At 42.4% G+C, this 25,915-nt stretch carries 21 protein-coding genes; 12 read left to right on the top strand and 9 right to left on the bottom strand.

Annotation, left to right across the window (positions count from 1 at the left end; genetic code table 11):
• The 5 genes from HHA42_RS13470 to HHA42_RS08050 form a co-directional block, all read left to right on the top strand.
• Positions 1–201: hypothetical protein (locus tag HHA42_RS13470; protein ID WP_216075693.1), on the top strand; the 201-nt coding region annotated here is incomplete at its 5' end.
• 68 nt (positions 202–269) lie between these two features.
• Positions 270–1,187: a VacJ family lipoprotein gene (locus HHA42_RS08035; RefSeq protein WP_168526074.1), complete on the top strand. Its 918-nt coding sequence runs from the start codon at positions 270–272 to the stop codon at positions 1,185–1,187.
• Positions 1,188–1,288: 101 nt separating this feature from the next.
• Positions 1,289–2,257: an RsbU family protein phosphatase GigA gene (gigA, locus tag HHA42_RS08040; protein ID WP_168418887.1), complete on the top strand. Its 969-nt coding sequence runs from the start codon at positions 1,289–1,291 to the stop codon at positions 2,255–2,257.
• A gap of 113 nt (positions 2,258–2,370) precedes the next feature.
• On the top strand, positions 2,371–2,898 hold the full coding sequence (gene gigB / locus HHA42_RS08045; RefSeq protein ID WP_168526076.1) for an anti-anti-sigma factor GigB: 528 nt from the start codon (positions 2,371–2,373) through the stop codon (positions 2,896–2,898).
• A 21-nt stretch (positions 2,899–2,919) separates the two neighbouring features.
• The gene (locus tag HHA42_RS08050; protein ID WP_168418885.1) at positions 2,920–3,744 is read left to right on the top strand and encodes a carbon-nitrogen hydrolase family protein; all 825 of its coding nucleotides are present in this window, start codon (positions 2,920–2,922) and stop codon (positions 3,742–3,744) included.
• A gap of 138 nt (positions 3,745–3,882) precedes the next feature.
• Here HHA42_RS08050 and gspE read toward each other — a convergent pair whose 3' ends face one another.
• A complete protein-coding gene (gene gspE, locus HHA42_RS08055) occupies positions 3,883–5,370 on the bottom strand; it encodes a type II secretion system ATPase GspE (protein WP_168526078.1) in 1,488 nt (495 codons plus the stop codon).
• Positions 5,371–5,473: 103 nt separating this feature from the next.
• Here gspE and HHA42_RS08060 point away from each other — a divergent pair, with 103 nt between their 5' ends.
• Both HHA42_RS08060 and HHA42_RS08065 read left to right on the top strand, forming a co-directional pair.
• On the top strand, positions 5,474–6,295 hold the full coding sequence (locus HHA42_RS08060) for a hypothetical protein (RefSeq protein ID WP_168418883.1): 822 nt from the start codon (positions 5,474–5,476) through the stop codon (positions 6,293–6,295).
• 9 nt (positions 6,296–6,304) lie between these two features.
• On the top strand, positions 6,305–7,228 hold the full coding sequence (locus tag HHA42_RS08065) for a mechanosensitive ion channel family protein (protein WP_168418882.1): 924 nt from the start codon (positions 6,305–6,307) through the stop codon (positions 7,226–7,228).
• A gap of 49 nt (positions 7,229–7,277) precedes the next feature.
• Here the strand turns inward: HHA42_RS08065 and HHA42_RS08070 are convergent, their stop codons facing one another.
• Entirely contained in the window at positions 7,278–10,241 is a 2,964-nt protein-coding gene (locus HHA42_RS08070; RefSeq protein ID WP_168526080.1) for a DUF2339 domain-containing protein, read from the bottom strand.
• Positions 10,242–10,429: 188 nt separating this feature from the next.
• Here HHA42_RS08070 and polA point away from each other — a divergent pair, with 188 nt between their 5' ends.
• The gene (gene polA / locus HHA42_RS08075) at positions 10,430–13,189 is read left to right on the top strand and encodes a DNA polymerase I (protein ID WP_168526082.1); all 2,760 of its coding nucleotides are present in this window, start codon (positions 10,430–10,432) and stop codon (positions 13,187–13,189) included.
• Positions 13,190–13,337: 148 nt separating this feature from the next.
• On the opposite strand, the gene HHA42_RS08080 is transcribed toward polA, so the two are convergent.
• The 4 genes from HHA42_RS08080 to HHA42_RS08095 form a co-directional block, all read right to left on the bottom strand.
• A complete protein-coding gene (locus HHA42_RS08080; RefSeq protein ID WP_168418879.1) occupies positions 13,338–14,324 on the bottom strand; it encodes a diaminopimelate dehydrogenase in 987 nt (328 codons plus the stop codon).
• Between the two features lie 286 nt (positions 14,325–14,610).
• Complete coding sequence (locus HHA42_RS08085; protein WP_168418878.1) at positions 14,611–15,096, bottom strand: DUF934 domain-containing protein; 486 nt, start codon at positions 15,094–15,096, stop codon at positions 14,611–14,613.
• A complete protein-coding gene (locus HHA42_RS08090; protein ID WP_168418877.1) occupies positions 15,089–16,732 on the bottom strand; it encodes a nitrite/sulfite reductase in 1,644 nt (547 codons plus the stop codon). The genes HHA42_RS08085 and HHA42_RS08090 overlap by 8 nt, the downstream gene beginning before the upstream one ends.
• A gap of 272 nt (positions 16,733–17,004) precedes the next feature.
• Complete coding sequence (locus HHA42_RS08095; protein WP_168418876.1) at positions 17,005–18,123, bottom strand: CaiB/BaiF CoA-transferase family protein; 1,119 nt, start codon at positions 18,121–18,123, stop codon at positions 17,005–17,007.
• A 210-nt stretch (positions 18,124–18,333) separates the two neighbouring features.
• On the opposite strand from HHA42_RS08095, the gene HHA42_RS08100 reads away from it, so the two are divergent.
• The 4 genes from HHA42_RS08100 to HHA42_RS08115 all read left to right on the top strand — a co-directional run bounded on the left by HHA42_RS08100 (position 18,334) and on the right by HHA42_RS08115 (position 23,433).
• Complete coding sequence (locus HHA42_RS08100; RefSeq protein WP_168461512.1) at positions 18,334–19,344, top strand: AraC family transcriptional regulator; 1,011 nt, start codon at positions 18,334–18,336, stop codon at positions 19,342–19,344.
• Between the two features lie 233 nt (positions 19,345–19,577).
• The gene (locus HHA42_RS08105; RefSeq protein WP_168526084.1) at positions 19,578–20,783 is read left to right on the top strand and encodes an acetyl-CoA C-acetyltransferase; all 1,206 of its coding nucleotides are present in this window, start codon (positions 19,578–19,580) and stop codon (positions 20,781–20,783) included.
• Between the two features lie 10 nt (positions 20,784–20,793).
• Complete coding sequence (locus HHA42_RS08110) at positions 20,794–22,929, top strand: 3-hydroxyacyl-CoA dehydrogenase NAD-binding domain-containing protein (protein ID WP_168526086.1); 2,136 nt, start codon at positions 20,794–20,796, stop codon at positions 22,927–22,929.
• A 168-nt stretch (positions 22,930–23,097) separates the two neighbouring features.
• On the top strand, positions 23,098–23,433 hold the full coding sequence (locus HHA42_RS08115) for a hypothetical protein (protein WP_168418872.1): 336 nt from the start codon (positions 23,098–23,100) through the stop codon (positions 23,431–23,433).
• Between the two features lie 36 nt (positions 23,434–23,469).
• On the opposite strand, the gene HHA42_RS08120 is transcribed toward HHA42_RS08115, so the two are convergent.
• From HHA42_RS08120 to HHA42_RS08130, 3 genes are read right to left on the bottom strand one after another with little or no spacing between them, the layout of a single operon-like run.
• Complete coding sequence (locus tag HHA42_RS08120; RefSeq protein WP_127800335.1) at positions 23,470–24,186, bottom strand: endonuclease/exonuclease/phosphatase family protein; 717 nt, start codon at positions 24,184–24,186, stop codon at positions 23,470–23,472.
• A 5-nt stretch (positions 24,187–24,191) separates the two neighbouring features.
• A complete protein-coding gene (locus HHA42_RS08125; protein WP_168526088.1) occupies positions 24,192–24,620 on the bottom strand; it encodes a GNAT family N-acetyltransferase in 429 nt (142 codons plus the stop codon).
• 14 nt (positions 24,621–24,634) lie between these two features.
• Positions 24,635–25,855 (bottom strand): SAM-dependent methyltransferase, encoded by a 1,221-nt coding sequence (locus tag HHA42_RS08130; RefSeq protein WP_168526090.1) that lies wholly within the window; start codon positions 25,853–25,855, stop codon positions 24,635–24,637.
• Between the last annotated feature and the right edge of the window lie 60 nt (positions 25,856–25,915).

Raw genomic sequence — 25,915 nt, forward strand, 5'->3', positions numbered from 1 at the left:
ATCTTAAACCAATCAACCAAGCTATTGTTTTTCAACAAGTTTTTATCAACATCACCGCCGATGGATGTGCATTATAGGCCAAATATTTTACCATGCAAGGCTTTTTTCATAAAAATAATTACAGGCGTTGTTTTTTTGCTCAATTTAACTTTTTTAACACATATTTTGAGCAAATTTGCTTTAATACATCGTTCAAATTAACTGTTACTATATCCACATCGGCTATTTAACAGCTTTTGCTTACTTAGATTTAAGCGCTAGGATTCTTTATGTATCAACAAAAATATCTTTGGGTGTGCCTTTTTTCTTTAGGATTCATCACCTCTACGCATGCAACAACCGCTTCAGTTGAAGAAGTTGAATCAGGAACTGCTGAAGTTGTGGTTACAGATACGACTGAAACCAAAAGCAGTCGTTTAGATGCGCTTAAAGAATTAAAAAATGTAAAAGCCAAAGATTTAAAAGTGAATGCCAATGCAGCACAGCCCGATGAAGTTAAAGACCCACTTCAACCTTTGAACCGTCAAATTTATGCTTTAAATGACATGTTGGACCGCAATATTGCACGTCCACTTGCGGTGCAATATACAGAAAAAGTACCTGGTGAAGTGCGTGGTTCTTATCGTCAATTTCGTAAAAACTTAGGTGAACCTTGGAATGCAGTCAATCAACTGATTCAAGGTCGTCCATTACGTGCAGTTAAAACTCTTGGACGTTTTAGTTTAAACACCATCACCACTTTAGGCATGGCTGACCCTGCACGTCGTTTAGGTTTAGATACTGAAGAAGAAAATTTTGGTACGACACTGGGCTATTATGGCGTACCATCGGGGCCTTATGTCATGTTGCCAATATACGGCCCAAGTACTTTCCGTGATGGTTTTGGAACGCTAGTAGATGGTCAAGCTCGTCCTCAAAAATATATTTTAGATGGCAATGACCGTTTATATTGGTCTGAGCAAGTCATGCGTGGTCTAGATACACGCTCTCAACTTTTAGATGTAGAACAAGTTTTACAAGGCGATAAATATGCGGCAATCCGTGATATTTATTTGCAACGTAAAAACTTTGAAATTGCAGAAAAGAAAGGACTAGATGCCGAAAGTATTTCTTTTGTGGATGATGAAACCGAAGAGTTTTCTGATGATCAACAAGAAATAAATCTGCCTGATGAAAGCAAAGAATAATTTGTAAAACATTTTACTCAAGGTGAGTTTTTACTTTCCTTGAGTATTCAGGCATTGTTATAGTAACGCTTTGTTTAGGTTCAGGGTCAACATAAGCCTCTATGTATTTCATTCAACCCACACGTGATATTCCATATCTAGAACAGGTGCTCGACACACTTCCTAGTGTGCAAATGATTCACATAGATGACATCAGTTTGTATGACCCAACCATTATTGCCATTGCCGATGTGCAAGACTATTTAACCCATCAATGGAATTTACCCACCATTGTTTTAGCCTTTGAAGATGAAGGTACGGCCTTGGTTCAGGCTTGGGAACAAGGTGCTTTAGCGGGTTGGTTATGGAATCGTTTACCCGAAAACCCACCACAAGCCCTACGCAAAATTGATGCGCAATATAAGCGCAATCAAGACAGTCGTGACTTGCCTTCTGCAGCAGAACTACAAAAAAAATTACTGCCAAATCCAATTGAGCTTTGCAACTACCAAGTTGAAACGTTGTTTAAACCTTCGGCTTATTTGTCGGGGGATTGGTTTGACTATTGGAAAATCAGCGACAAAGAAATTATGTTCTATTTGGCCGATGTTTCTGGACATGGTGTGACCAGTAGTCTGCTCACTTCATGGATGGCCGCGTTTCATGGCCGCTCTAAAACACCACGTGAATTGATTAAAAAATTAAATGGTATGTTGGTTCAAGAAAATATTGAAAAACATATCACCATGATTAGTGGGATTTTAAACATTGAAACCCACCAATTACGCTGGTCCAGTGCTGGGCATTACCCTCCTGCGATTATTTTTGAGCCCAATCAAGCACCTAAAATTTTAAATACCAGCAGCTTTCCTTTGGGTCTGACTGAAGATTTAGAGGTGGAAGAATTTGAATGTATTTTAAATAAACAGGCACGTTTTATTATTTGCTCTGATGGTGCGCTTGAACCTTACAGTGGTGGCTTGAATGAACAGTTTGAGCAATTGATCTTTCATTTGCAAAATCAGTCCTTCCAAGCTCCTGACCATGTGGCAGATGACATTGCCATTTTGAGTTTATGCCGTACAAAATAAACGATTATTCAATCGCTTAACATCTACACCTCGCATATACGACTGTAAGCTACTTGAGTCTACATAGTCGCTATGGGATAATTATTTAATCCTTCTCTGCAAATGGCATTTATATGTCAACAGGTCATGTTGAATATACAAGCTTGAATGGAACGCATATCTTTAAGCTTTTTGGCGAAGTGCGTGCCCAATCTTGTATTAGTCTAGACAAACTACTCAGTAAAATTGAACAGCAATCCAATGTGGTGGGTGCAATTGTAGATTTAACTCAAACCACATTTATTGACAGCACAGTTTTGGGCGTATTGGCTAAACTAGGCTTAAAACTCAAACAAGTGCATCAAATTCAAGCCGTCATGCTATCGACCAATCCAGACATTACTACCTTAGCCAACAGCATGGGCTTAGGACAAGTGTTTGTGATTCTGAATTACTGTGGCGATCCAACCGTCTGCACACGCGAGTTAGTGGAAGAACATGTTACTCATAGCAATATGCTAACCACCGTACTTGATGCACACAAAACTCTCATGAAGCTGAATGAGAACAACCAAAATATGTTTGAGCCTTTGGTCAAACAGCTACAAAAAGAACAAGATACGCTGGATCAATGTGCTGAAAACAACCAGCAAAATGTCTGATCTCTTTACTGGAGCGCACCCATGACTTTACTTTCTGTTGCACAAATGAATTCTCAAAACGATTTGGAAGAAAATTTCAAAACCATTGAGACATTGATTCAACAAAGTAAAGCCGATGGTGCAGAACTGATCGTTTTTCCTGAAAATTTTGTCTGCTTTGCAGCGGGCAAGCAACGTGAAACTGCTGCAAAGTTTGAAACTATTCAACAGCGTTTAGAACAGCTTGCACATCAACATCAAATCTGGATTGTGGCGGGGACTTTGCCGTGCCCTTATCGCCCTGATGGCTCCACAATTGCTGATGGTCGTGTACGCACGGTCAGTTTATGTATTAGTCCTGAAAAAACTGAAGCACGTTATGACAAAATTCATTTGTTTGATGTGCAAGTGGGTGACTCTGTTGGTGGTTATCAGGAATCTAAATTTTTTGAACCTGGCTCTGAAACGGTAGTTGCAAAAACACCTTTTGGCAATATTGGCTTGATGGTGTGTTATGACTTGCGCTTTCCTGAATTGGCTTTAACTTTACGTGCTCAAGGTGCAAATATTTTAACAGCACCCTCAGCCTTTACTTACACTACAGGCCAAATGCATTGGCAATTGTTGTTGCAGGCACGTGGCATGGACAGTCAGTGTCAAGTACTGGGTGCAGCACAACAAGGTTGGCATGGTGAAAAACGCCAAACCTGGGGGCATTCAGGTGCAGCCAATTCACGTGGGCAACTATTGGCAATTGTGGAAAATGAAGGCGCTCAACTGATTACTGTACCCTTTGATTTAGCAGAACAAAGTAAAGTCCGTGAATCTATGCCCTTAATGCAGCATCGTCGTTTGTTGCAATTTTAATATTTTGATTTCATAAAATAATACCCATAAAAAAAGTTGATCATTTTTTGTGATCAACCTTTTTTATTTTAGATTATATGCCTCAACATCCTTAAGTCTTTTTATAGATCAGCATTTAATGATCTGTCATCGCCTAGCTTATTCAGCTGCCTCATTGGTGACACGCAAGACTTCTTCCAAGGTGGTTTTACCTGCCAAAACCTTGCGTAAACCATCTTCACGAATTGAGCCAGACTGTTGTCGTGCATACTCTTCTAATTCATATTCTGCGGCATTGCCATGAATCAAACGGCGCATGGCTTCATCTACAGGCACAATTTCATAAATGGCAGTACGCCCTGTAAAACCTGTATGTGAACAATGATCACAACCTTTCGGTTGTGGCAGTTTTAAATCAGTCGCATCTGTCACGTTTTTAAACAGTTCTTTTTCAAAGTCATCTGCGTCATGCCACGTGGCACATTGTGAACATAAGGTACGTACCAAACGCTGTGCAATAACGCCAATTAGAGAACTTGACAGTAAGAATGGCTCTATTCCCATATCTTTTAGACGGGTAACCGCACCAATGGCTGTATTGGTGTGCAATGTAGATAGCACCAAGTGACCCGTTAAAGAAGCCTGCACCGCAATTTCGGCAGTTTCTAAATCACGAATCTCCCCCACCATCACCACGTCTGGGTCTTGACGCAGCATCGCCTTTAAAGCACGTGCAAAGGTCATATCCACTTTGGTGTTGACCTGTGTTTGCCCAATCCCTTCAAGTTGATATTCAATTGGGTCTTCTGCGGTCAAAATATTTTTAGAGCCATCATTCAAGTCTGACAATGCGGCATACAAAGTCGTGGTTTTACCCGAACCAGTAGGCCCTGTGACCAAAATAATCCCGTGTGGACGATGCACCAATTGCTTTAGGCGTTCATAGTCGTTTTGCATAAGCCCCAGATGGGTCATATTCAAACGCCCTGCCTGCTTATCCAGCAAACGCATCACCACTCGCTCACCATGTGAAGATGGCAGTGTTGAAACACGTACGTCCACCTCACGGCCTGCTAATCTAAGCGAAATACGACCATCTTGAGGAATACGTTTTTCAGCAATATCGAGCTTGGCCATGACTTTAATACGCGACACCAACAACGGCGCCAATTCACGACGAGGCTGTACAATTTCACGTAGCTGACCATCGACCCGTAAACGCACCGACAGTTTCTTTTCAAATGATTCAATATGAATATCGGATGCACCGACCCGAATCGCTTCAGACAACAAGGCATTGATTAAACGCACAATAGGTGCATCATCTTCCTGATCCATTAAGTCTTCTGCTTCAGGTACAGAGTCTGCCAAACTGAGTAAATCAGGATGATCTTCCAGCCCTGCCGCGACTTGCTGAGATTCGCCAGTATCGCCTGCAAAACTGCTGCTTAATAATTGATGAAACTCTTGATCGCTACAAAGTTGATGCTGCGCAGGATGTCCCAAAAAACGACGTGCTTCCTGAATTGCAAGCATAGGGGTATTTTCACGACGTACAATAAAGGCATGATCGCCCTCATAACGAATCAGCACCCCATGCCGTTTGGCAAAGCTATACGGTATTTGTAATTGTTTCAGTACTTGCATCAGCGATTATAATAATGATGAAAAAATTTAATTTGAGTGTACTCTAAGCGTATGACAGCGTGAAGTCTGTTTTTCACTGATTTATCAACAAAGGGATAGGCCATTGTCACAAAATCATGAGATTTCGGAACTCGATTCATCCAAATTAAAATGGTGGGGTGACTATGAGTTTGAGCTTAATCGTCCTAAAGCATGGCAATTTGGTTCATTGTTATTGCGTTTGACCCGCGGCATGCAAGAATGGCGTTTGGAATACTATCGTCCGCAAATTCAATACGATTATGAACAGCAATGGCACACGATTGACGATCCTGAATTTGCTTTTCCACAACCTGTGAAAGTTGAACGCTATATGTTCAAATCGACACAGAGCAAATTACAACTGATGCCACGTTTAGCAGACCGCTCTGTGGTGATTAAACCTGTTGATCCAATTTATATTCCTGCAGGGCAGCGCGGTACACTGTATATCAGCACACCACTGTGGATGGCAGGATTTGTAGATGGTCAACGTGAACCCATTTTTGACCTACCTATTATTCGCCCAAAAGATACTTGGTTTGGCCCGAATCATCGTACCGGTGAAATTTGCTATGCCACGGCAGTGGATGGTCGTACTGAATTGCATCAACTCAAACCACGTGCCTTTCGTGCAGTGACTCCAATTGAATTTCACAATACCAGTAATCAGCAATTGCGCTTTGACCGTATGAGTGTACCTGTACCTGCGCTACCTTTATTTTTTAGTGAAAGTACAGGCCGTTTATGGACTTCACAAATTAGAGTCATGCATGAAGGTTTAGACCGCCCGCCACGGATTCGGATTGAAAACCGCACGCCACCACATGCAGGTGAAGTCACCTATTTACAGCCACCACGTGAAACGGCAGGTGCGTTGTTTAATATGTTTGAGTCATTTTTCTAAGAGGATGTCATGGCAGATTCCAATATTTCCAAAGAAATCACCAACAGCCTCAAAGGGATATTTACCAGTGTCAATACAGATCGCTTGACCGAAATTTTGGTTGCAGTGGTACTGTCACTCATTGGTTTTTTAATTGCACGTTTTGTTTCCAATACCTTTGTACGTACCATCGGTGCACGTTTTAATGCACATCAACGCTTGGTCTGGCGACGTGGTATTTTCTATTTTATTTTTCTGCTGTTTGTGATGGCTAGCCTTAAGGAGGCAGGCTTTAAGCTGAGTGTTTTCTTGGGCGCAGCAGGTATTTTAACGGTAGCACTTGGTTTTGCATCCCAAACATCAGCCTCTAACTTAATTAGTGGTATGTTCCTGATTGGTGAAGGCTCTTTTGAGGTGGGTGATACTATTCAAATCACCCTGATTCGTGGGCATACCATTGAAGGTGAAGTGATTTCAATTGACTTGCTTTCAGTGAAATTACTGACCCAAGACAATATTTATGTGCGTTTGCCCAATGAACAATTGATTCGTGCTCCAGTACATAACCTATCCAAATTTCCAATACGGCGTGTCCCGATTACCCTCGCCATTAATTTCCATGAAGATATTATTAAAGTACGTGAAGTCTTGCTGAGTGTGGCCAATCAATATCCGCTAGTTTTATCTGACCCAAAACCAGCAGTGACGGTTACAGCTTTCCGTGAGTCTTCAATTGAATTGTTATTTGCAGTGTGGTGTCAGCAAGAAAACTTCTTAAAAGTACGTGATGAAATGCAAGAGCGTATTCGTAATGGTTTCTTGGACAATTGCATTGAAATTCCTGTACCAAAAATGGGTTTTGTTGATCATCCATTATCACGCCCCTTGAGTAATGACGAACTTGATCAGTACGCCAATGCCAAAGAACTGAAACGAGAACCTGACTTAAAGTAATCGTTTTGAATCACACCCACTTCGTCATAAATACAACCTGAGCGCCAGCTTAAGTTTTGGAAGATGGCGAAGTGTTGTTTTTAGCAAGATCAGGTTCAGGAATTGGAGCAATATAGGCAATCAGCAGCATACCCAGTCCTGCCGCAAAGAATGAGAGTACCCGCATAAGGGTGCCAATATTGGATAAATCCAGAAGTACCAGTTTCAAGGTTACCATCACCAAAATACTGCTGCCTAGAATCCATAAGGCACGTAATTGCTTGAAACTGGCAATCCACATTGCAATACATGCCAAACTAACCCAAAGTACGGTCAGGCTTAACTGTACGGTAGCATCTTGCCAAACGGCAATCTCGTTGATTGGCGTGCCTAAATACAAATGCAAGGCACGCAAAAGAACATAACTGCTTAACCATAACAGACTGACAACCATAATCACCGCAGCTAAGCCCTGATCTAAATCAGTTTTCCGCTGTAAATTCAGCATCCATAAAATAGCCACCAACATGGCAATGCTGACCAGATCAAATGGATTCAAAATTGGCAAAACATAGCCATAAAATGCCTGCTCATTGAGCAGTTGTGAACACAACATCCAAAATAGCATTAAGACCAAGTTACTGCGTGCATACCAGAACATACGCCAGTCTGACTCTGACTTTTGCCACCAGCACCATGCTGCAAATATCAGCGGTAAAATCACCACACTGCTATAAGGATGCTCAGGTAACAGCGTTAAACTTGCCAGTGCTAAAGCAGGAATTAGCCCCAAACTCACCCAGACTTTATCGGTGCGTACCGTCCATAAAGGGCGTAACCACAAAACACTGAGCAAGAGTGCAAACAGTGCAAATAACATTCGTTCTGCGCCTGATACCCATTGAATTGCCCCATCATAATCACGGCTGATCACTAAAGATAAAGCAGCGAACATGACTGGAGTGAGTCCCAACCACTTCGGCAGTAGCCAAGACCACGTGGCCTGTCGTGAAAGCATGACTTCATTCATACATACATAGGCGCTGACGATTGCCAGCAGCGTCCAAACCATGGCATGTTCGCCAACTAAGCTGTCTAGACCTAACCACAACCACAGACTGCTGGCAGACAGCAGCATGAAACAAAATATGCTGATCGTACCTGTGCTGAGTTGTGCTCGAAAATCTGCTTTGCTGTTGGCCATTAATACCACAGTGGCATAACTCAGACTGAGTACCCAGTAAATACTGTGTTCAAAATATGGCAGCTCCACCAAGTAATACAGCCCTGATAGTCCTGCAACAGCGAACAAACCTAAAGCCAAATAACGACTGATTGAAGATACTTTGATTAAGGCAAAAGCAAAAACTGCCACACCTTGCAGTGCCCACCCGATTACGCTCCATTGCTCAGGTAATAAAATAGGCGGGATCAGCAAGCTGAAAATCAGCATCAGACTAAAATAACTCTGTGCAATAAACTTGGTTTGTGAACGCTGTCGGGTCAGCGTATATAAGGCTGCAAAAATCACAGCAAAGACCAGACTAAAAGCCGCTTGCCATCGAGTTTCTTCAAAATACATCACATATAAATAGGCGTAAGCGACAATAGGTGCACCAAAAATCAGGGCAAGGTCCAAAATAGGTTTGAATTGGAAAGTGGCGATATCATCCTGTGCCAAGAGTTGACTAAAGCGAAAACCGAGCCAAATAAAAATTGCCGCATGTGCCAACAATAAAGCACTTAAAACCTGACGTTCAAACACATATCCATGATAAAAGGCATAGCCACCACCCACGATAGCCGTCATTAAAAATGCAACCTGATTCAGGTATTTCCAAGGGCGCACACTGCTTAAAATTGCTACCGCGACGTTAATCCCTAAATAATAGGCAATCAATTCAATGGCTGTAGCATTGCGAACAGGTAAGGTAAAGGGCGCAAAATAAGCAATCAACATTGCCATTAATGCCAGTTCGATGGACTGTTGTTTCAAACTCAGCCAAAGTGTGAGCAACATTACAGCGATAAAACACACACTGGCTATCGCTAAATTGGGAATGACCAAATTGTAATAGGCAAAAAACAAGGTCAGACACAGCCCTGCCAAACCTAAACCTTGCACCCCTAAAGCAAAGCTCCGATTTTTTGCACGTAGCAAATAACCCAATACAGTCACCGCAGCACTTACAGCTGCAACAAACATGAGTTTGACTGCCAAACTAAATTGCCAATGTTCGGTGGCAAAGCGTAGCAGCAACACCACACCTATTAACAATACGACAATGGCGACTTTCAAGACAGGATTGCCGTGCAATAACCATGTTTGCGCCTGCTCGAGTAAACTAGGATGAGATGTCCGTATTTGTGATGATGTCTGCGCAGATGGATGAATGAAATCTTGATTTACAGCATGACTTTCAACAAAATGCTGTTCTGCTTGAGTTGCCAAAATAGCTTGAGATGGAACTGACTGAGTCGATAACTCAGAAGAATTGTCTGCCCCAGTCTGTGCTAAATCAATTCTCGATTCTGCAATGTCATCTTCTGGCGTGTATTTCCTTTCAGGTATAGCATTTTGCAGGGTAACAGTTGCTGCTACATCTGTAGTGGTTACATACGGTGCTGATGTATCCGTAGTAGACACCTCTGTTTTAGATGCACTTGTTTGCTGCCCTTGCTGAATTTGATAAACCTCCTGTTCCAAACGAGAAAGCCAACGCAACAACAGAAAAATCCATGCACCCACAGCAAGCGACACAATCAAATACCAATCCAGTAATATCCCCAGCATGGCAATCATTGCTGCCAAATACATCGGCACTTTTGAAGTAGGTACATAGCGCATAGTGTGCGCATCCATGTTATGTTCCAAGGCTTGTTGCACGCGCCCGCCATACAGCATGATACTCATACCCGCCGCAATCGCACACACATAACTCAGCATGGGTACATCCAACCACCATGCACCCATTGCAACAACCATCAATACCATGAACCAAATGATTCGAATTTCACTCTGCCCTGTCTGCATTGCTCTTCATTGTGCTTATATTTTATCTTGGCTCTGATCATACAACAGCCAGCCTGATTCTGAATCAGGATTCATCAGCAATTCAGTAACCGCTTCGACCGCTTGTCCACTTGCACTAAAAATCAGTTTCTGCGACAACTGCAAAAATCACGTACAATAAACTGCTTATTTGCAGAAGGAATCAATCCATGCCACCATTTGTCTTGGTCGATGGCTCATATTTTCTATTTCGTGCCTTTCACGCACTACCACCATTAACCACGTCAACTGGTTTACATACCAATGCAATTCGTGGAGCAATCTCTGCGATTCAAAAACTCATGCGTCGCACCCAGCCAACCCACATGGCTGTTATTTTTGATACGCCTGAACCAACTTTTCGCCATGAATTATCACCTATCTATAAAGGTGACCGCCCAAGTATGCCTGAAGAGCTATCTCAGCAAATTCCATACTTACATGCCTTAATTCGTGCCTTGGGTATTCCGTTATTTATGCTGCCTGGCGCTGAAGCCGATGACATTATTGGCACACTGGCCAAACGTGCAGAGGCCGAAGGACAGCAAGTACTGATTTCTACTGGCGATAAAGACATGGCGCAATTGGTGACTGAAAAAGTCACCCTTGAAGACAGCTTCAAAGAAAAGCCGATGGATATTCAGGCGGTGTTTGACAAGTTTGGAGTATGGCCTCATCAAATTATTGATTACCTGACCCTAATGGGCGATGCCTCGGATGGCATTATGGGCGTACCTGGTATTGGTGCCAAAACTGCAGCCAAATTGCTGACCGAATACGGCTCCATTGGTGCTATTTTAGAAAATGCCGACAATATTAAAGGCAAAGTTGGACAAAATATTAAAGATAACGCGGATGGCATCGCATTAGACCATCAACTGGCCAGTATCGTTTGTGATTTGGACTTGGACTTTGGTTATTCTGAGCTAAAACTACAAGAACCAGATGTCGAAGCCTTACGTAATTTATATACCGAACTTGAGTTCCGTAATCAGCTGCAATCGCTGGATCATCCAAATAATCCAAACAACCGTAATTATCAGCAAGCGGCAAAAACAGTGACACCACCGACAACCAGTGAAATTGCGACAGAAGATCAGGCCACTCAAAGTAGCGTAAATGATCAACTGGGTTCTGCAAGCTATCACACCATTTTAGATGCACAGCACTGGGATGCCTTACTGCAACGTCTGAATACGGCACAGCGTTTCGCATTTGATACGGAAACCACCAGTCTAGATTATCGAGTTGCGGAAATTGTTGGTTTTTCTGTGGCGTTTGATGCAAAAGATGCCTATTACGTGCCTTTAGCACATGATTATGTAGGCGCACCACAGCAGCTCAACCGTGATCAAATCTTGGCGCAAATCAAACCTATTTTAGAAAATAATGCGGTCGAGAAAATTGGGCACCATTTAAAATATGATGCGCATGTGCTTGAAAATCACGGTATTCATTTACAAGGTTGGTATTTTGACACCATGTTGGCGTCTTATGTACTTAACTCGGTGGCGACTCGTCACGGCATGGATGATGTAGCACGTTTATATTTAAGCCACTTGACCACATCTTATGAGCAAATTGCGGGTAAAGGCGTTAAGCAAAAAACCTTCAATCAAATTGAAATTGAAACGGCAGCACATTATGCCGCAGAAGATGCGCACGTCACTTACCGTTTATATGAAGTGCTGTCTGCGAAGCTGCAAAAATACCCTGAATTGGTCAATATTTTGCACAACATTGAAATGCCTGTTGCCCGAGTGCTGACCAGTATGGAAGAAAACGGCATTCAGCTTGATTTGCAATTTTTAGATCAACTCGGTGTCGATTTTGCCCAAACCATGCAAGATTTGGAAAATCAAATTGTAGAGTTGGCTGGTGAAAACTTTAACGTCAGCTCACCTAAACAAGTGGGTGAAATTCTGTTTGATAAGCTTGGGCTTAAAGGCGGCAAGAAAACGGCCACAGGTCAATACAGCACCAGTGAAAGTGTTCTGGAAAAAATTGAACATCCGATCAGTGGCTTAATTTTAGACTACCGTGGCTTATCTAAGCTAAAAAGCACCTATACCGATGGTTTGCTGAAACAGGCAAATAAGGATACGCATCGGGTGCATACCAGTTATCACCAAGCCTTGACCGCAACGGGACGCTTATCTTCTACCGACCCAAATCTACAAAACATTCCTATTCGTACTGAAATTGGCCGCCAAATTCGTAAAGCCTTTGTTGCACCTAAAGGCCGTGTGCTGTTGGCAGCCGACTACTCACAAATTGAATTACGTTTGATGGCTCATTTTTCACAAGATGATGCCCTGCTTGATGCTTTTAATCACGGGCAAGACGTACACCGTCGTACTGCTGCAGAAGTTTTGGGTATTGCTTTGGAAGATGTGACTTCAGACCAGCGTCGTCAGGCCAAAGCCGTAAACTTCGGCTTACTTTACGGTATGTCTGAATTTGGCTTGATTCGTCAACTGGGTTTTACTCGTGAAGAATCACAAAACTACATCAAACAATACTTCCAGCGCTATCCGGGCATTTATGAATATATGCAACGTACCCGCCAAGTGGCACTAGAACAAGGTTTTGTAGAAACCATTTTAGGTCGTCGCCTGTACACGCCAGATATTGATGCACGGAATATGATGGTACGTAAAGCGGCAGAACGTGCGGCCATTAATGCACCACTGCAAGGTTCTGCAGCGGACATTATTAAAATGGCGATGATTGAAGTCGATAAAATGTTGCCTCAGGCACAAGCCAAAATGTTATTGCAAGTACACGATGAATTGGTATTTGAAGTCGATGCGGATGCTGCCGATGAACTTGCACCACAGTTGGCGCAAGTCATGCAATCTGTGGTGGAAATTTCTGTGCCATTACTGGTAGAAGTGGGTAAAGGCAATAACTGGGATGAGGCGCACTAAAGGATTAGTGCTTTTCTCCTAAGCGAATGAAAGCAAAGACAATAAGTATTTGCCTTTTGAGCAAAACAGCAACATCTTCGCCTAAACATTTCAGCCACAAAAAAGGACTCAATTGAGTCCTTTTTTGCTTTTAACCCTTAGGGCAAATTTAGAGTATTTCTTTACGCAATTGCTCTGGCGATTTCATTGAAAGTAAGCCTGGCGCAACATCAAAAGCGGTTTTAGCACCGTACTGCTGCATTTGGTTTAAACGGTAGCAAGCACGTGCATAAGCGACGAGAACACTTGCAGTAAACTCGGGGTTACTCTCTAGTTTTAAAGAAAACTCAAGCACTTGCTTGTGTTCATCACTGGTGTTACCACTGCGAATCACAAAGCCACCATGTGGCATACGTTGATGATCTTTAGCTAAAGTCGCTTGATCAATAAAGTTAACCGTAGTGTCATAATCTGCAAAGTAATCAGGCATGGTCACAATTGCTTGTTCCACTGCTGCTGCATCTGCGCCATCTTCAAGTACCACATAACACTCACGGGTATGTTTGTCTTTGGTGCTTAATTCAGGGCGCGAACCACTGCGTACTTTTTCCATCGCTTCAGTTGAAGGAATGGTGTATTGCACACCCGCTTTAACGCCATCCACACGACGAATTGCATCTGAGTGTCCCTGACTTAAGCCCTTACCCCAAAAGGTATACGTTTCGCCATCGGGCAACAATGCTTCACCAAATAAGCGGTTGATTGAGAACATGCCTGGATCCCAACCAATAGAAATCATGGCAGTTTTCTGATTAGCTGTAGCTGGTGCATCTACAGCAGCATAATATTCAGGAATACGCGCATGGGTATCGAAACTATCGACAATATTGAACTGGCTAGCCAATACAGGGCCTTGCTGTGGTAAATCGTCTTTTGAACCACCACATAAAATAAGCACATCAATTTTGTCTTGGAAATCTGACAATGAATCTACGTGAAACACTTGTGTTTCAGCAAAACAAGGCGAAACCGCTTCAGGTGCACGACGAGTAAAAATACCCACCAATTGTAAATCTGGGTTTTTCTGGATAGCCGTTTCAACACCACGACCAAGATTGCCATAACCAGCAATACCAATACGAATAGAATTTTGCATAAAGACAAATCACTTCATCATGAAAAAATTAAAAAACAAATCAGATGATGATCTATTTTAAATCACCATCTTGATGCGTTTTGCGTGCAGCACACAACACCGCAACAGAATTTTGAGGTGCAGAAGCGTGTTTATACTACAGTACTTTGCACCAAATTAAAGCATGAAGAATAACGGAAAAACAATCCGTACTCTAAATTTCAAACAAACAAAAAGCCTGCAATGCAGGCTTTTTGCTGTAACAGAATCAATACTGTTTTCAGGTCTAATACTTGAGTATTTAAACTTAAGCACCAGTCTGATAATTCGGTTTTGGTACAGCAGTCGATGCTTGGTAAGGATGAGTAAAGTCGGCCAAGCCCGCAGCAGCCTCGCTGACATCTTTACCTTCTTTGATCACGAAAGTATCAAAGCCTGCACGCTTCATGTAGTTCAGTACATCTTTAAATACATCACCTACGGCACGAAGTTCGCCCTGAAAACCCTGACGGCGCAATAACGCTGCAAATGAATAACCACGACCATCATTAAAACCAGCGAATTCAATAAAAATCGCATCTAGTTCAGCAAGCGGAAATTCGTGGTTTTCTGGAGAAGCATCTACGGTGAGATACAACGCTTTTTTACCTGAAACTTGCGCCAACTGATCAAGTTGCTCAACGCTTAACACTACATCACCTTGAGGTAATGCAGCATCTTCAGCAATCACTTGATAAGTATTTTCTGCAATCGTGCCATCTTTTGCGAGCACAGGCAGTGCGGTATTAAGCATAAGCACGCTCCTTAAATGGCTGGATGCCGACACGACGATAAGTGTCGATAAAATCTTCACCCTCGGTACGCAAGTCTAAATAGGTATTTAAAATTTCTTCCACGACATCTGGAATCACTTCAGCAGCAAATGATGGCCCTAAAATATCGCCAATTGAAGCGTCATGATCGGCATGACCACCCAGGGTAATTTGGTAGAATTCTGCGCCTTTTTTATCAACACCTAAAATTCCGATATTCCCCACGTGGTGGTGACCACACGCATTCATACAGCCCGAAATATTCAAATCCAATTTACCAAGGTTGTAGATGGTATCTAGATCATCAAAACGGCGTGAAATCGCTTCTGAAATTGGAATTGATTTTGCGTTAGCAAGCGAGCAGAAATCACCGCCTGGGCAGCAAATAATATCGGTAATAAAGCCAATATGCGCACGCGCCAAGTTGTTAGCATCTAACACTTGCCACAAGGCAAATAAGTCTTTTTGTGGTACATCTACCAAAGCAATGTTTTGCTCGTGTGTGGTACGCAACTCGCCAAAGGTATATTGATCGGCCAAGTCTGCAATCAAATTCATTTCTTCGGTGCTCATATCACCTGGTGCAATACCCGCACGTTTTAAAGAAATCGTGACAATGCGGTAACCCTGCACTTTATGTGCATTGGTATTGATGTTGAACCATTGCTTGAATTTTGGATACTGTGCAAACAGTTCGCTAAAATCTTCATCGGCATAGTTTTGATAAGCAAATGGCGTGAAGTTTTCATCCATTTTCTGCAAAGTTTCTGCATCAATTTTTAAAGTTTTCACTGTATGTGCAAACTCAGCTTCAACTTTTTCTGCAAATACTGCTGGCGTTAACGCTTTTACCAAAATCTTGATACGTGCTTTATATTTATTGTCACGGCGACCGTGTAAGTTATAGACACGCAATACTGCTTCTAAATAAGCAATCAAATCTTCACGTGGCAAGAATTCACGAATCACACTACCAATAATTGGCGTACGGCCTAAACCACCACCCACTTTAATTTGGTAACCCGTTTCACCTGCCGCATTTTTAACAATATATACGCCAATGTCGTGAAACGCAGTCGCTGCACGATCCACTTCTTCAAGTGCTGAAACAGCAATTTTGAACTTACGTGGCAAGAATGCAAATTCAGGATGGAAGGTAGACCACTGACGAATTAATTCACAAGTCGGACGAGGGTCGGCAATTTCACCTGCCACAACGCCTGCATATTGGTCTGTGGTGGTGTTACGAATACAGTTGCCTGAGGTTTGAATAGCATGCATTTGTACTGTTGCAAGCTCAGCTAGCATATCTGGCACATTTTCAAGTGCAGGCCAGTTAAACTGAATATTTTGACGTGTTGATACGTGTGCATAACCACGGTCATAGTCTTTGGCCAGCTGCGCCACTTTACGCAACTGCTTAGAGTTCATCAGACCGTAAGGCACAGCAATACGCAACATTGGCGCATAGCGTTGTACATACAAACCATTTTGCAGACGTAATGGACGATATTCGTCTTCAGTCAATTTGCCTGCTAAATAACGTTCCGTTTGGTCACGGAACTGTGCAACACGTTCATTAATCAGTTGCTGATCGAAATCAGTATATAAATACATGGCGTACAGCTAGTCATTTCTATTATCACGGCTGACAGCATAGCGAGATTCAATCTATCAACAAAATGTGTTTTTTACATATTTCTTAGCGATTTTATTGATAAGACATTGCAATGGCACAGCCTGCAAGCCTTTGCCGAAATTTCCAGACCTTTTACATAGCTATCACAAAATAATGCATGCTTTAGCACTTTTTATGCTAAAGCATCTATCTTCGTTTTTATTTCGTGTTTAAGTTGAGTTTCCTACATATTTTTAGCTATTGAGCATGATCACCATTGTCCTACACCTAAAGCCTGCCCAATATAGTCATAGCGCATTTTTGAACGTGAAAATTTAATAGGACAAGCCAACTGAGTTTCGGTTTGTGTGGCATTGCCTTGGATTGGAACATTTACAGTCCAACCACGCTGCTGTGCCAAGGGGGAATGTAAAGCTTCATCTAAAGTTAAAACTGGTTCTACACAAACATCGTGTTGTGCAAAGATATGCTGCCACGTGGCAAAATTTTGCGCTTTAATCTTGGCCTGAATGGCTTGTTTCACTTGTATATGGTCTTGCGGGTCTAAAGATGTGCCTTTTTCGAGCAAAATGGGCAAATCTAAAATTTGTGCCAAGCCTTGCATAAATTGTGGCTCTAAGCTGCCCACCGAAAGATAACGACCATCGGCCGTTTCATAATAGTCATAATAACTGCCTCCATTTAAGTAAGATTGCTCAGCATATTGAGGCAGCTGTGCCGCCAAAACAGCAGAAGCTGCCATATTATTTAATGTGGCAGCACAATCGGTCATCGAAATATCAATATATTGCCCTAAGCCACTGCGCTGACGCTCAATCACCGCACTCAAAATTCCAACCAAAGCATGCAATGAACCACCTGCTACATCGGCCACCTGAATACCTAGCGGTGGCGGCCCGCCTGCTTGACGTCCGCTGTGCCCTGCAATTCCCGCCAAGGCTAAATAATTAATGTCATGCCCTGCCCGATGTTTATAATCGCCCGTTTGCCCATAACCTGTAATGGAACAATAGATCAGTCGTGGATTAATTTTTGCCAAGCTGGCATAGTCCAGCCCTAAACGCTGCATCACACCAGGCCTAAATTGCTCCAATACAATATCGAACTCACCAATTTTGTCCAAAATCAATTGAATGCTGTCTGGCGATTTTAAATCGAGAGTAATGGACTGTTTGTTGCGGTTTAAATAACTGTGTGAAGTGGCCTGTCCATTGGCATAGGGCGGAAACATACGAATTAAGTCAGGCCTTGTCGCAGACTCAATATGAATCACCTCTGCACCCATATCTGCCAAATATAAACTTGCAAATGGGCCAGGCAACAAGGTGGAAAAATCTAAAACTTTTAAACCGTTCAGTGCATGTGTCATTGTTGTGATTACGCCATTTTTTCTGATTTTCCGTTTATCTTATAAACACTAAAACTGTAACACAATGTCATCTTCAGCCATTTACCTTGATCATTTCGGCAATTTATTATGTAAAATAAGTAAAATTGGTATTGTAAATTGCCAATTTCAATTTTTTAGCGTCATTTAGGTCAAGCTTACGTGAATACAAAAGAGACTGAAGGATTTAACATGAGCCGAGATACCATTAGTATCCATTTTGTCAATGCTGCGCTCACAGGTGTCAAACGACTCGGTATGGATGTCGAAACCTTATTATCTCATGTCGGTATTGAGGCGGAACTGCTGCGCCAACCGAAAGCACGTATTTCACCTGAACAATACACGCGCTTTATAAAAATGTTGTGGATGGTGACTCAAGACGAGCACGTTGGCTTTGACAGCCAACCACGTCGTTTAGGAACATTCGCAATTATGTGTCAATTGGTGATTCACGCCAAAACACTGGGCGATGCCTTAGAACTCTCCTCTCAATTCTACAAACTGTTTGGTGATGACTGGTCTGTAACCTTAGAACGTGACAAACACGAAGCACGCCTAGTGCCGTCTATTCCACAATCTATGGATCCTGATCACTTCATTACTGAAAGCATGTTAATGATTTGGCACGGCTTGGCCTCTTGGCTAATAGAGCGTCGCTTGCCTTTAGAGCGTGTGCATTTTGGCTATCCTCGTCCTGCACATGCAGATGAATACGATGCGCTATTCTTTGCACCTGTAATGCAATTTGATATGCCACGTACCGAAATTACCTTTGCAGCTGACTATTTGGATTTACCAATTCGTCAAACGCAGGAAACTTTAGACGAGTTCTTAAAAACTGCACCTGCACAATTGTTAGTGAAATTTAAAAACACCAATTCTTTAACTTCACGTATTCGCGATGTGTTAAAGAGTCAGATTGGCGAAGAAATGCCAACCCTGAACGATGTTGCTTCTATGCTGTACTTATCGCCACAAACTTTACGTCGTCGTTTGGCAGCAGAAGGCAAAAGCTATCAAGGGGTGAAAGATGCCTTGCGTCGTGATGCGGCAATTCACTTGCTACTCAATCCTGAACTGACCCTTGAAGATGTCGCACAACAAGTTGGCTTTAGTGAAACCAGTACTTTCCACCGTGCATTTAAAAAGTGGACTGGTGTAACCCCTGGTTTATATCGTCAGTTGCATGGTTATCATTAATTCACAACTAAAAACTCACACTCACCTGTGATTCCAGTTAATCGCCCTTGCACACTGCAAGGGCTTTTTTTATGTACCACACAGCACTCCCCTCACCCACAACAGTAATCAAACCACACTACAGTATTGGCAAAAAACTTCACTGACCTGTACCGTTCTCATCATTGCACTTCAGCATTTTCTGTTTACACTCAAAAGCAATCACTAAGAAAACTATCGACAAAGGATTGATTATGAGCGAGGCCTATATCATTGATGCCATTCGCACCCCGCGCGGCAAAGGAAAAAAAGATGGTGCTTTACATGAAGTGAAACCTATTCGCCTACTCACCACCTTATTGAATGAATTACAACAACGACATAACTTAGACACCTCTCAAGTCGATGATATTGTTTTAGGTTGCGTCACACCTATTGGTGATCAAGGTGCAGATATTGCCAAAACTGCAGCGATTGCCGCAGGTTGGGACAATGATGTTGCAGGGGTACAAATCAATCGCTTTTGTGCTTCAGGTTTAGAGGCTGTTAACCTAGCAGCACAAAAAGTTCGTTCAGGTTGGGAAGATTTAATTGTTGCGGGTGGTGTGGAGTCTATGTCACGTGTGGCCATGGGTTCAGATGGCGGTGCTTGGGCATTTGACCCTGAAACCAATATGGCCTGTGACTTTATTCCCCAAGGTATCGGGGCTGACTTAATTGCCACACTCGATGGTTATAGCCGCACCGAGGTCGATCAATTTGCAGCTGCATCTCAACAAAAAGCAGCAGCAGCCCAAGCTTTAGGCTATTTTGAGCGCTCCATCGTACCAGTTAAAGATCAGGCAGGTGTGGTCATTTTGGCACAAGACGAATTTATCAAACCACAGACCACGGCTGAAAGCTTGGCTCAGCTTAAACCAAGTTTTGCAACGATGGGGCAAATGGGGTTCGATGCCATCGCCCTGCAAAAATACCCTGAAGCTGGACAAGTCAATCATGTGCATCATGCAGGCAATTCATCGGGTATTGTAGATGGTGCAGCACTGGTCTTGATTGCATCTGAACAAGCGGTACAGCAACAAAACTTAAAACCTCGCGCTAAAGTTTTAGCCACTGCATTGGTCGGCACAGACCCTGCGATCATGCTTACAGGGCCAGCACCTGCAGCACGTAAAGCCTTGGCCAAAGCAGGACTCAACATTGAAGATATTGACCTATTTGAAGTCAATGAAGCCTTTGCCGCTGTGGTGATGCGTTTTATCACGGAACTGAAAGTTGACCCTGCCAAAGTGAACGTAAATGGTGGTGCAATTGCCTTGGGGCACCCTTTAGGTGCGACAGGTGCCATGATTTTAGGCACTTTGTTGGATGAGTTAGAACGACAAGATAAAAAACGCGGCATGGCCACATTATGTGTAGGTGGTGGTATGGGAATTGCCACCATTATTGAGCGAGTATAAGGAGTACAAAATGAGCGCCATTCACTACCAAAAAAATGCCGATAATATTGTCATTCTAACTTTTGACTCGCCAAATCAATCTGCCAACACCATGAATGCAGACTTTCGAGATGCGCTGCAACAGGTCGTACAACAATTACAGTCCGATGAACAAGTAGCCGGCATTATCATGGCCTCTGCAAAAAAAACCTTTTTTGCAGGCGGTGACTTAGATGAACTGATTCAAACACAACCTGAACAGGCCAGTGCTTTTTTTGAAATGATTGAAAGCTTAAAAGCACAGCTACGTTATATTGAAACTCGTGGTATTCCTGTGGTGGCTGCCTTGAATGGCACAGCACTTGGCGGTGGTTGGGAACTGGCATTGTGCTGTCATCATCGTATTGCAATTCATAACCCCAAAACTAAATTTGGTCTGCCTGAAGTAACGCTAGGCTTATTACCAGGGGGTGGTGGAATTGTACGAATGGTGCGTTTACTAGGCCTACAAACTGCCCTACCACTTTTGATGGAAGGTAAACAACTGAGTGTAGAAAAAGCACAAAGTTTGGGTTTGGTGCATGAACTTGCAGACAATGAAACAGAACTGCTCAGCAAAGCCAGTGCATGGATTTTGGCACACCCACAATCTCAACAAGTATTCGATGCCAAAGGCTATAAAATTCCAGGCGGCACACCTGCAACACCTGCTGTGGCACAAATGCTTTCAATTGCCCCTGCCATCTTACGTGATAAAACCAAAGGCTGTTACCCTGCGCCTGAAGCAATTCTGGCGGCAGCGGTTGAAGGTGCTCAGGTCGATGTTGATACGGCGCTGCGAATCGAATCACGCTATTTTACTCAGCTTGCGACAGGCCAAATTTCTAAAAATATGATTGGCACGTTCTGGCATGGCTTAAATGCAATTAAATCTGGGATGAGCCGCCCTAAAGAGATTCCTGTCAATTCAGTACAAAAAGTCGGGATTTTAGGTGCAGGCATGATGGGCGCAGGAATTGCCTACGCAACCGCAACTAAAGGCATTGCGGTGGTGCTCAAAGATGTGTCTATTGAACAGGCTGAAAAAGGCAAAGCATACAGCCAAAAACTGCTCGATAAACAAGTTGCCCAAGGCCGTATCCATGCAGAACGTGCTGCACAAATTCTTGCCCAGATCCATCCAACCGCACAGGCAACAGATTTACAAGGCTGTGACTTAATCATTGAAGCTGTATTTGAAAATACTGCACTTAAAGCACAAGTTACACAGGAAGCAGAAGTATTTTTGCCTGAAGATGGTGTGATGGCCTCTAATACCTCGACCTTACCCATTAGTGAGTTGGCGCAAGCAGCACAAAATCAAAACCGTTTTATTGGTCTGCATTTCTTTAGCCCTGTCGATAAAATGCCGCTGGTGGAAATTATTAAAGGAAAAAATACAGATGCAGCCACGTTGGCTAAATCCTACGATTTTGTGCAACAAATTGGCAAAACCCCAATTGTGGTGAATGACAGTCGTGGCTTTTTTACCAGTCGGGTGTTTGGCACTTTTGTACAAGAAGGTTTGCGTTTACTGGCCGAAGGCGTGCACCCTGCAAAAATTGAAATGGCAGCTTTAAAAGCAGGTATGCCTGTAGGCCCACTTGCCATTCAAGATGAAGTATCTTTAACACTGTCGGAACACGTGGCTCAGGAAGCGCGTAAAGCATTGCAAGCTCAGGGGAAAGATCGCGCCGCTTCTCCTGCAGATGACGTCATTCAAACCATGATTCATCAATTTTCACGTCAAGGCAAAGCCGCAGGTGCAGGTTTTTATGACTACCCAGAACAGGGCAAAAAACAACTTTGGCCAGGCTTAAGCCACTGGTATAAAAATACTGAAATATCTGAACAAGACATGATTGATCGGTTCTTATTTGTGCAAGCGCTAGACAGCTTACGCTGCTTAGAAGAAGGTGTTTTAGAATCTGTAGTTGATGCCAATGTTGGTTCAATTTTTGGCATTGGCTTCCCTGCATGGACAGGGGGCACTTTGCAATTCCTGAATCAATATGGTTTAGATCAAGCTTTAGCACGTGCACAGCAATTATCAGCAGAATATGGTGAGCGTTTTAATCCACCTCAACTCTTGCTAGAGCGTGTTGCAGCAGGCGCTAAAGTTATTTAGCCATTTAGTTCCATACTTCACAATTCAAGAGGGATACATCATCCCTCTTTTTATTTAATTAAATTACCCCAAAAAGGTAACACGCACAGAATTTAATCCGTTTTTTATGCATTTTATGTTATAAAGTTACATAATTTTAAGATATAGATTCAAATTGGGTAGATACACATGACTGAACACCTTACTCCTGAAAAATCGCCTTGGGGTTGGAAAGCACTCTTTATTTTCTGTATTTTGGGTGGAATATTCATGTTTATTTTCTGGTTGGCCGTTACCAATGAACCAGATTACATGCCAAGCCAGCAACAAAAGCAAAATACCCAACAACATGCGTTTAAAAATGCACCTGCCATGTCACAAGAAGCGATTGCAAAGGCACAAGCTGACCGTGAAGCTCGAGAAGCATTAAAAGCTGCACCTACAGCAGACGCACATGCTATGACTGAAACTGAACATGCCGCTATGCCAGAAAGCCATGAGCAAGTACCTGCACATGGGCACTAATTAAATACCATTTGAAAATAGACTCTACTCTTGGGTCTATTTTTCAAACTTGGGTGCTAAATCAAAATATAGTGGTAAATGATCACTCAAACTTAGCCAAGGTGTCTGATCTCCCACCTGCATACTAGCTTGATCTATTTTCCAAAATTGCTCAGAAGCAAACATATAATCAATATGATATGCCTTCGCTAAATTTCGCTGTAAAAAGAATGTTGCTTGACTTTCCTGTCCTTGTTTCTCATTAGAAATGTGATGGTAAAGACTCTTTATTTTTAAATCATTAAATATACGTATGACATCAGAGTGATTCCACCACCGATCCCAAACATCCCACTGTGAGTTGCTGTTAAAATCTCCACCAATAATGAGCGGAATATTTTGCATTTTTAGTTGATGTAACTGTAAATATTTCCAAATTTGACCAATATAAGCAAAAGTTGGAGAGTTTGCATGTTTTGCCCATACAGCAAGGAGCGTAAAGGATTGATTAACTTGAATAGGTAAAAATAGTTCTAGTTTGTTGTCTTGCCAATCTAATACTTCTAGTGTTAAAGCATCTTTTGTAAAAATACCTATGCCTTTATTCTTATTATTTCCTTTCCAAACAAAATTAGAAAAATATTGTCGATAAATTTTCTTTGCCTGTTCCGTATGCTCACATTCCTGAATAATATAAATATCGGCATTAAATTGAAGAATAGGCTCAATTTTATTTCTAAAAGCACCATTACAATTCCATGTCACAATCTTCATTGTATTCAACTTTCAAACACTAAACGCATATCCACATGCGGAATACCACAGTCTAAATATGATTCACCTTCAACATAAAAACCTAAACTTTGATAAAACGGAATTGCATGCACCTGTGCAGACAACTTGACCTCTGGGCGGTACTGCTGCCGCGCCAGTTGAATAATATGCTGCATCAACACACGTCCGAGACCTAAACCACGCTGCGACTTCAATACAGCCACACGACCAATACTATGATTTTCCAGCAAGCGTGCTGTTGCAACGGCTTGCCCTGCTAGATAAACAACAAAATGCAAGGCAATTGCGTCTTGCGCATCCCACTCATCTTCAGGGGAAATGTGCTGCTCTTGTATAAACACCTGCTCACGAATGGGTTTGGCATCTACAGCTAGGCGCGCCCAATCACCTGACTGAATTTCATAATTTTGCATTGTTTACTCCAGCCTTAGCATTTACAGCCAATCCCCTGCTGATCCCACTGATCATTCAACAACAATTCCAAAGAATGTTTCTGAATACCATACATGGCTTTCAGTTCGCGAATTTGAGCCAAAACTGCTTGATCAGGTTGATGAACATCTGCCCGCTTAGTCGCCAAAATCATTTTATTTTTACTGGTATGCTCCAACGAGACAAACTCAAAAACTTTGGTGTCATAGCCATAGGCTTTAAGCAATAATGCTCGAATGGTATCGGTCAACATTTCTGCTTGCTGTCCTGCATGAATCCCAAACTGCAACATTGGCTTCAGCACACTCGGACTTTGCAATTGTGGACGCAATTCTTTATGACAACACGGTGCACACATAATCATTTGTGCATTCAGGCGAATACCCGTATGAATTGCAAAATCTGTTGCCACATCGCAGGCATGTAATGCAATCATGACATCCAAGTGTTCAGGTTGATAGGTACGGACATCACCCTGAAAAAAGTCCAGCTGCTGAAAATCTGCCGCCTTTGCTACAGACTGACAAAACTCGACCATTTTCGGATTCAATTCCACCCCTGTAACCCAAGGTTTCAATTGCTGCTTTTGCAAATAATCATACAGTGCAAAGGTCAAATAGCCCTTACCTGAACCAAAATCCACCACACGCACGCTTTGCTCAGAAAGATGAATATGCGCCAATGCACCCGCAAAAATTTCAATAAATTTATTAATCTGTTTCCACTTACGCGCCATGCTTGGAATAATCTGCGCCTGCGCATCAGTAATACCTAGAGGCTGTAAAAAAGGACTACTTTGCTCGACATAGCGTTGCTTTTCACGATCATGCCCTTGTTGCTCTTTGGGTTTTGCAGCAGACGTTACCGCTTTACTCATACTGAGCATGGCTTTCTTTTTATTCTTTTTAAGCTGAATTTCTTGATCTAGGGTAAATAAATTCGCCTGTTTACAATCTGCCAATAACTGACTCAATTGTGACTGGGCTTGCGCCAAAGGATAATTTTTGGTGATATCCTGCGTTTTATGACGATACAAACAACTCAATACCTGCTCTTGATTGAGTTGAATAATACGCAGGGTAATTTTTTCTAATTGTTCCAATTCGCCTTTGTACTGGCTAAGTACCACACGATCAAGTTTTTGTGTATCAATGGCTTGCTGAAAAGCCTCCAAGAATTGTTGTTCCTGCGCAGAGGGAGAAGCCAAAGTCGACATAGTGAAAACCTGAAAAAATTACAATTCAAGTTTAAATGTTATTACCCTAAAAGCAAAATT

The sequence above is a fragment of the Acinetobacter sp. A3 genome (assembly GCF_012371415.1).
In the GTDB taxonomy this organism is placed as follows: domain Bacteria; phylum Pseudomonadota; class Gammaproteobacteria; order Pseudomonadales; family Moraxellaceae; genus Acinetobacter.

Coding starts and splice junctions, on each gene's coding strand:
- HHA42_RS08035 (WP_168526074.1), top strand. CDS start 270: ATGTATCAACAAAAATATCTTTGGGTGTGCCTTTTTTCTTTAGGATTC.
- gigA (WP_168418887.1), top strand. CDS start 1,289: ATGTATTTCATTCAACCCACACGTGATATTCCATATCTAGAACAGGTG.
- gigB (WP_168526076.1), top strand. CDS start 2,371: ATGTCAACAGGTCATGTTGAATATACAAGCTTGAATGGAACGCATATC.
- HHA42_RS08050 (WP_168418885.1), top strand. CDS start 2,920: ATGACTTTACTTTCTGTTGCACAAATGAATTCTCAAAACGATTTGGAA.
- gspE (WP_168526078.1), bottom strand. CDS start 5,370: ATGCAAGTACTGAAACAATTACAAATACCGTATAGCTTTGCCAAACGG.
- HHA42_RS08065 (WP_168418882.1), top strand. CDS start 6,305: ATGGCAGATTCCAATATTTCCAAAGAAATCACCAACAGCCTCAAAGGG.
- HHA42_RS08070 (WP_168526080.1), bottom strand. CDS start 10,241: ATGCAGACAGGGCAGAGTGAAATTCGAATCATTTGGTTCATGGTATTG.
- polA (WP_168526082.1), top strand. CDS start 10,430: ATGCCACCATTTGTCTTGGTCGATGGCTCATATTTTCTATTTCGTGCC.
- HHA42_RS08080 (WP_168418879.1), bottom strand. CDS start 14,324: ATGCAAAATTCTATTCGTATTGGTATTGCTGGTTATGGCAATCTTGGT.
- HHA42_RS08085 (WP_168418878.1), bottom strand. CDS start 15,096: ATGCTTAATACCGCACTGCCTGTGCTCGCAAAAGATGGCACGATTGCA.
- HHA42_RS08090 (WP_168418877.1), bottom strand. CDS start 16,732: ATGTATTTATATACTGATTTCGATCAGCAACTGATTAATGAACGTGTT.
- HHA42_RS08095 (WP_168418876.1), bottom strand. CDS start 18,123: ATGACACATGCACTGAACGGTTTAAAAGTTTTAGATTTTTCCACCTTG.
- HHA42_RS08100 (WP_168461512.1), top strand. CDS start 18,334: ATGAGCCGAGATACCATTAGTATCCATTTTGTCAATGCTGCGCTCACA.
- HHA42_RS08105 (WP_168526084.1), top strand. CDS start 19,578: ATGAGCGAGGCCTATATCATTGATGCCATTCGCACCCCGCGCGGCAAA.
- HHA42_RS08110 (WP_168526086.1), top strand. CDS start 20,794: ATGAGCGCCATTCACTACCAAAAAAATGCCGATAATATTGTCATTCTA.
- HHA42_RS08115 (WP_168418872.1), top strand. CDS start 23,098: ATGACTGAACACCTTACTCCTGAAAAATCGCCTTGGGGTTGGAAAGCA.
- HHA42_RS08120 (WP_127800335.1), bottom strand. CDS start 24,186: ATGAAGATTGTGACATGGAATTGTAATGGTGCTTTTAGAAATAAAATT.
- HHA42_RS08125 (WP_168526088.1), bottom strand. CDS start 24,620: ATGCAAAATTATGAAATTCAGTCAGGTGATTGGGCGCGCCTAGCTGTA.
- HHA42_RS08130 (WP_168526090.1), bottom strand. CDS start 25,855: ATGTCGACTTTGGCTTCTCCCTCTGCGCAGGAACAACAATTCTTGGAG.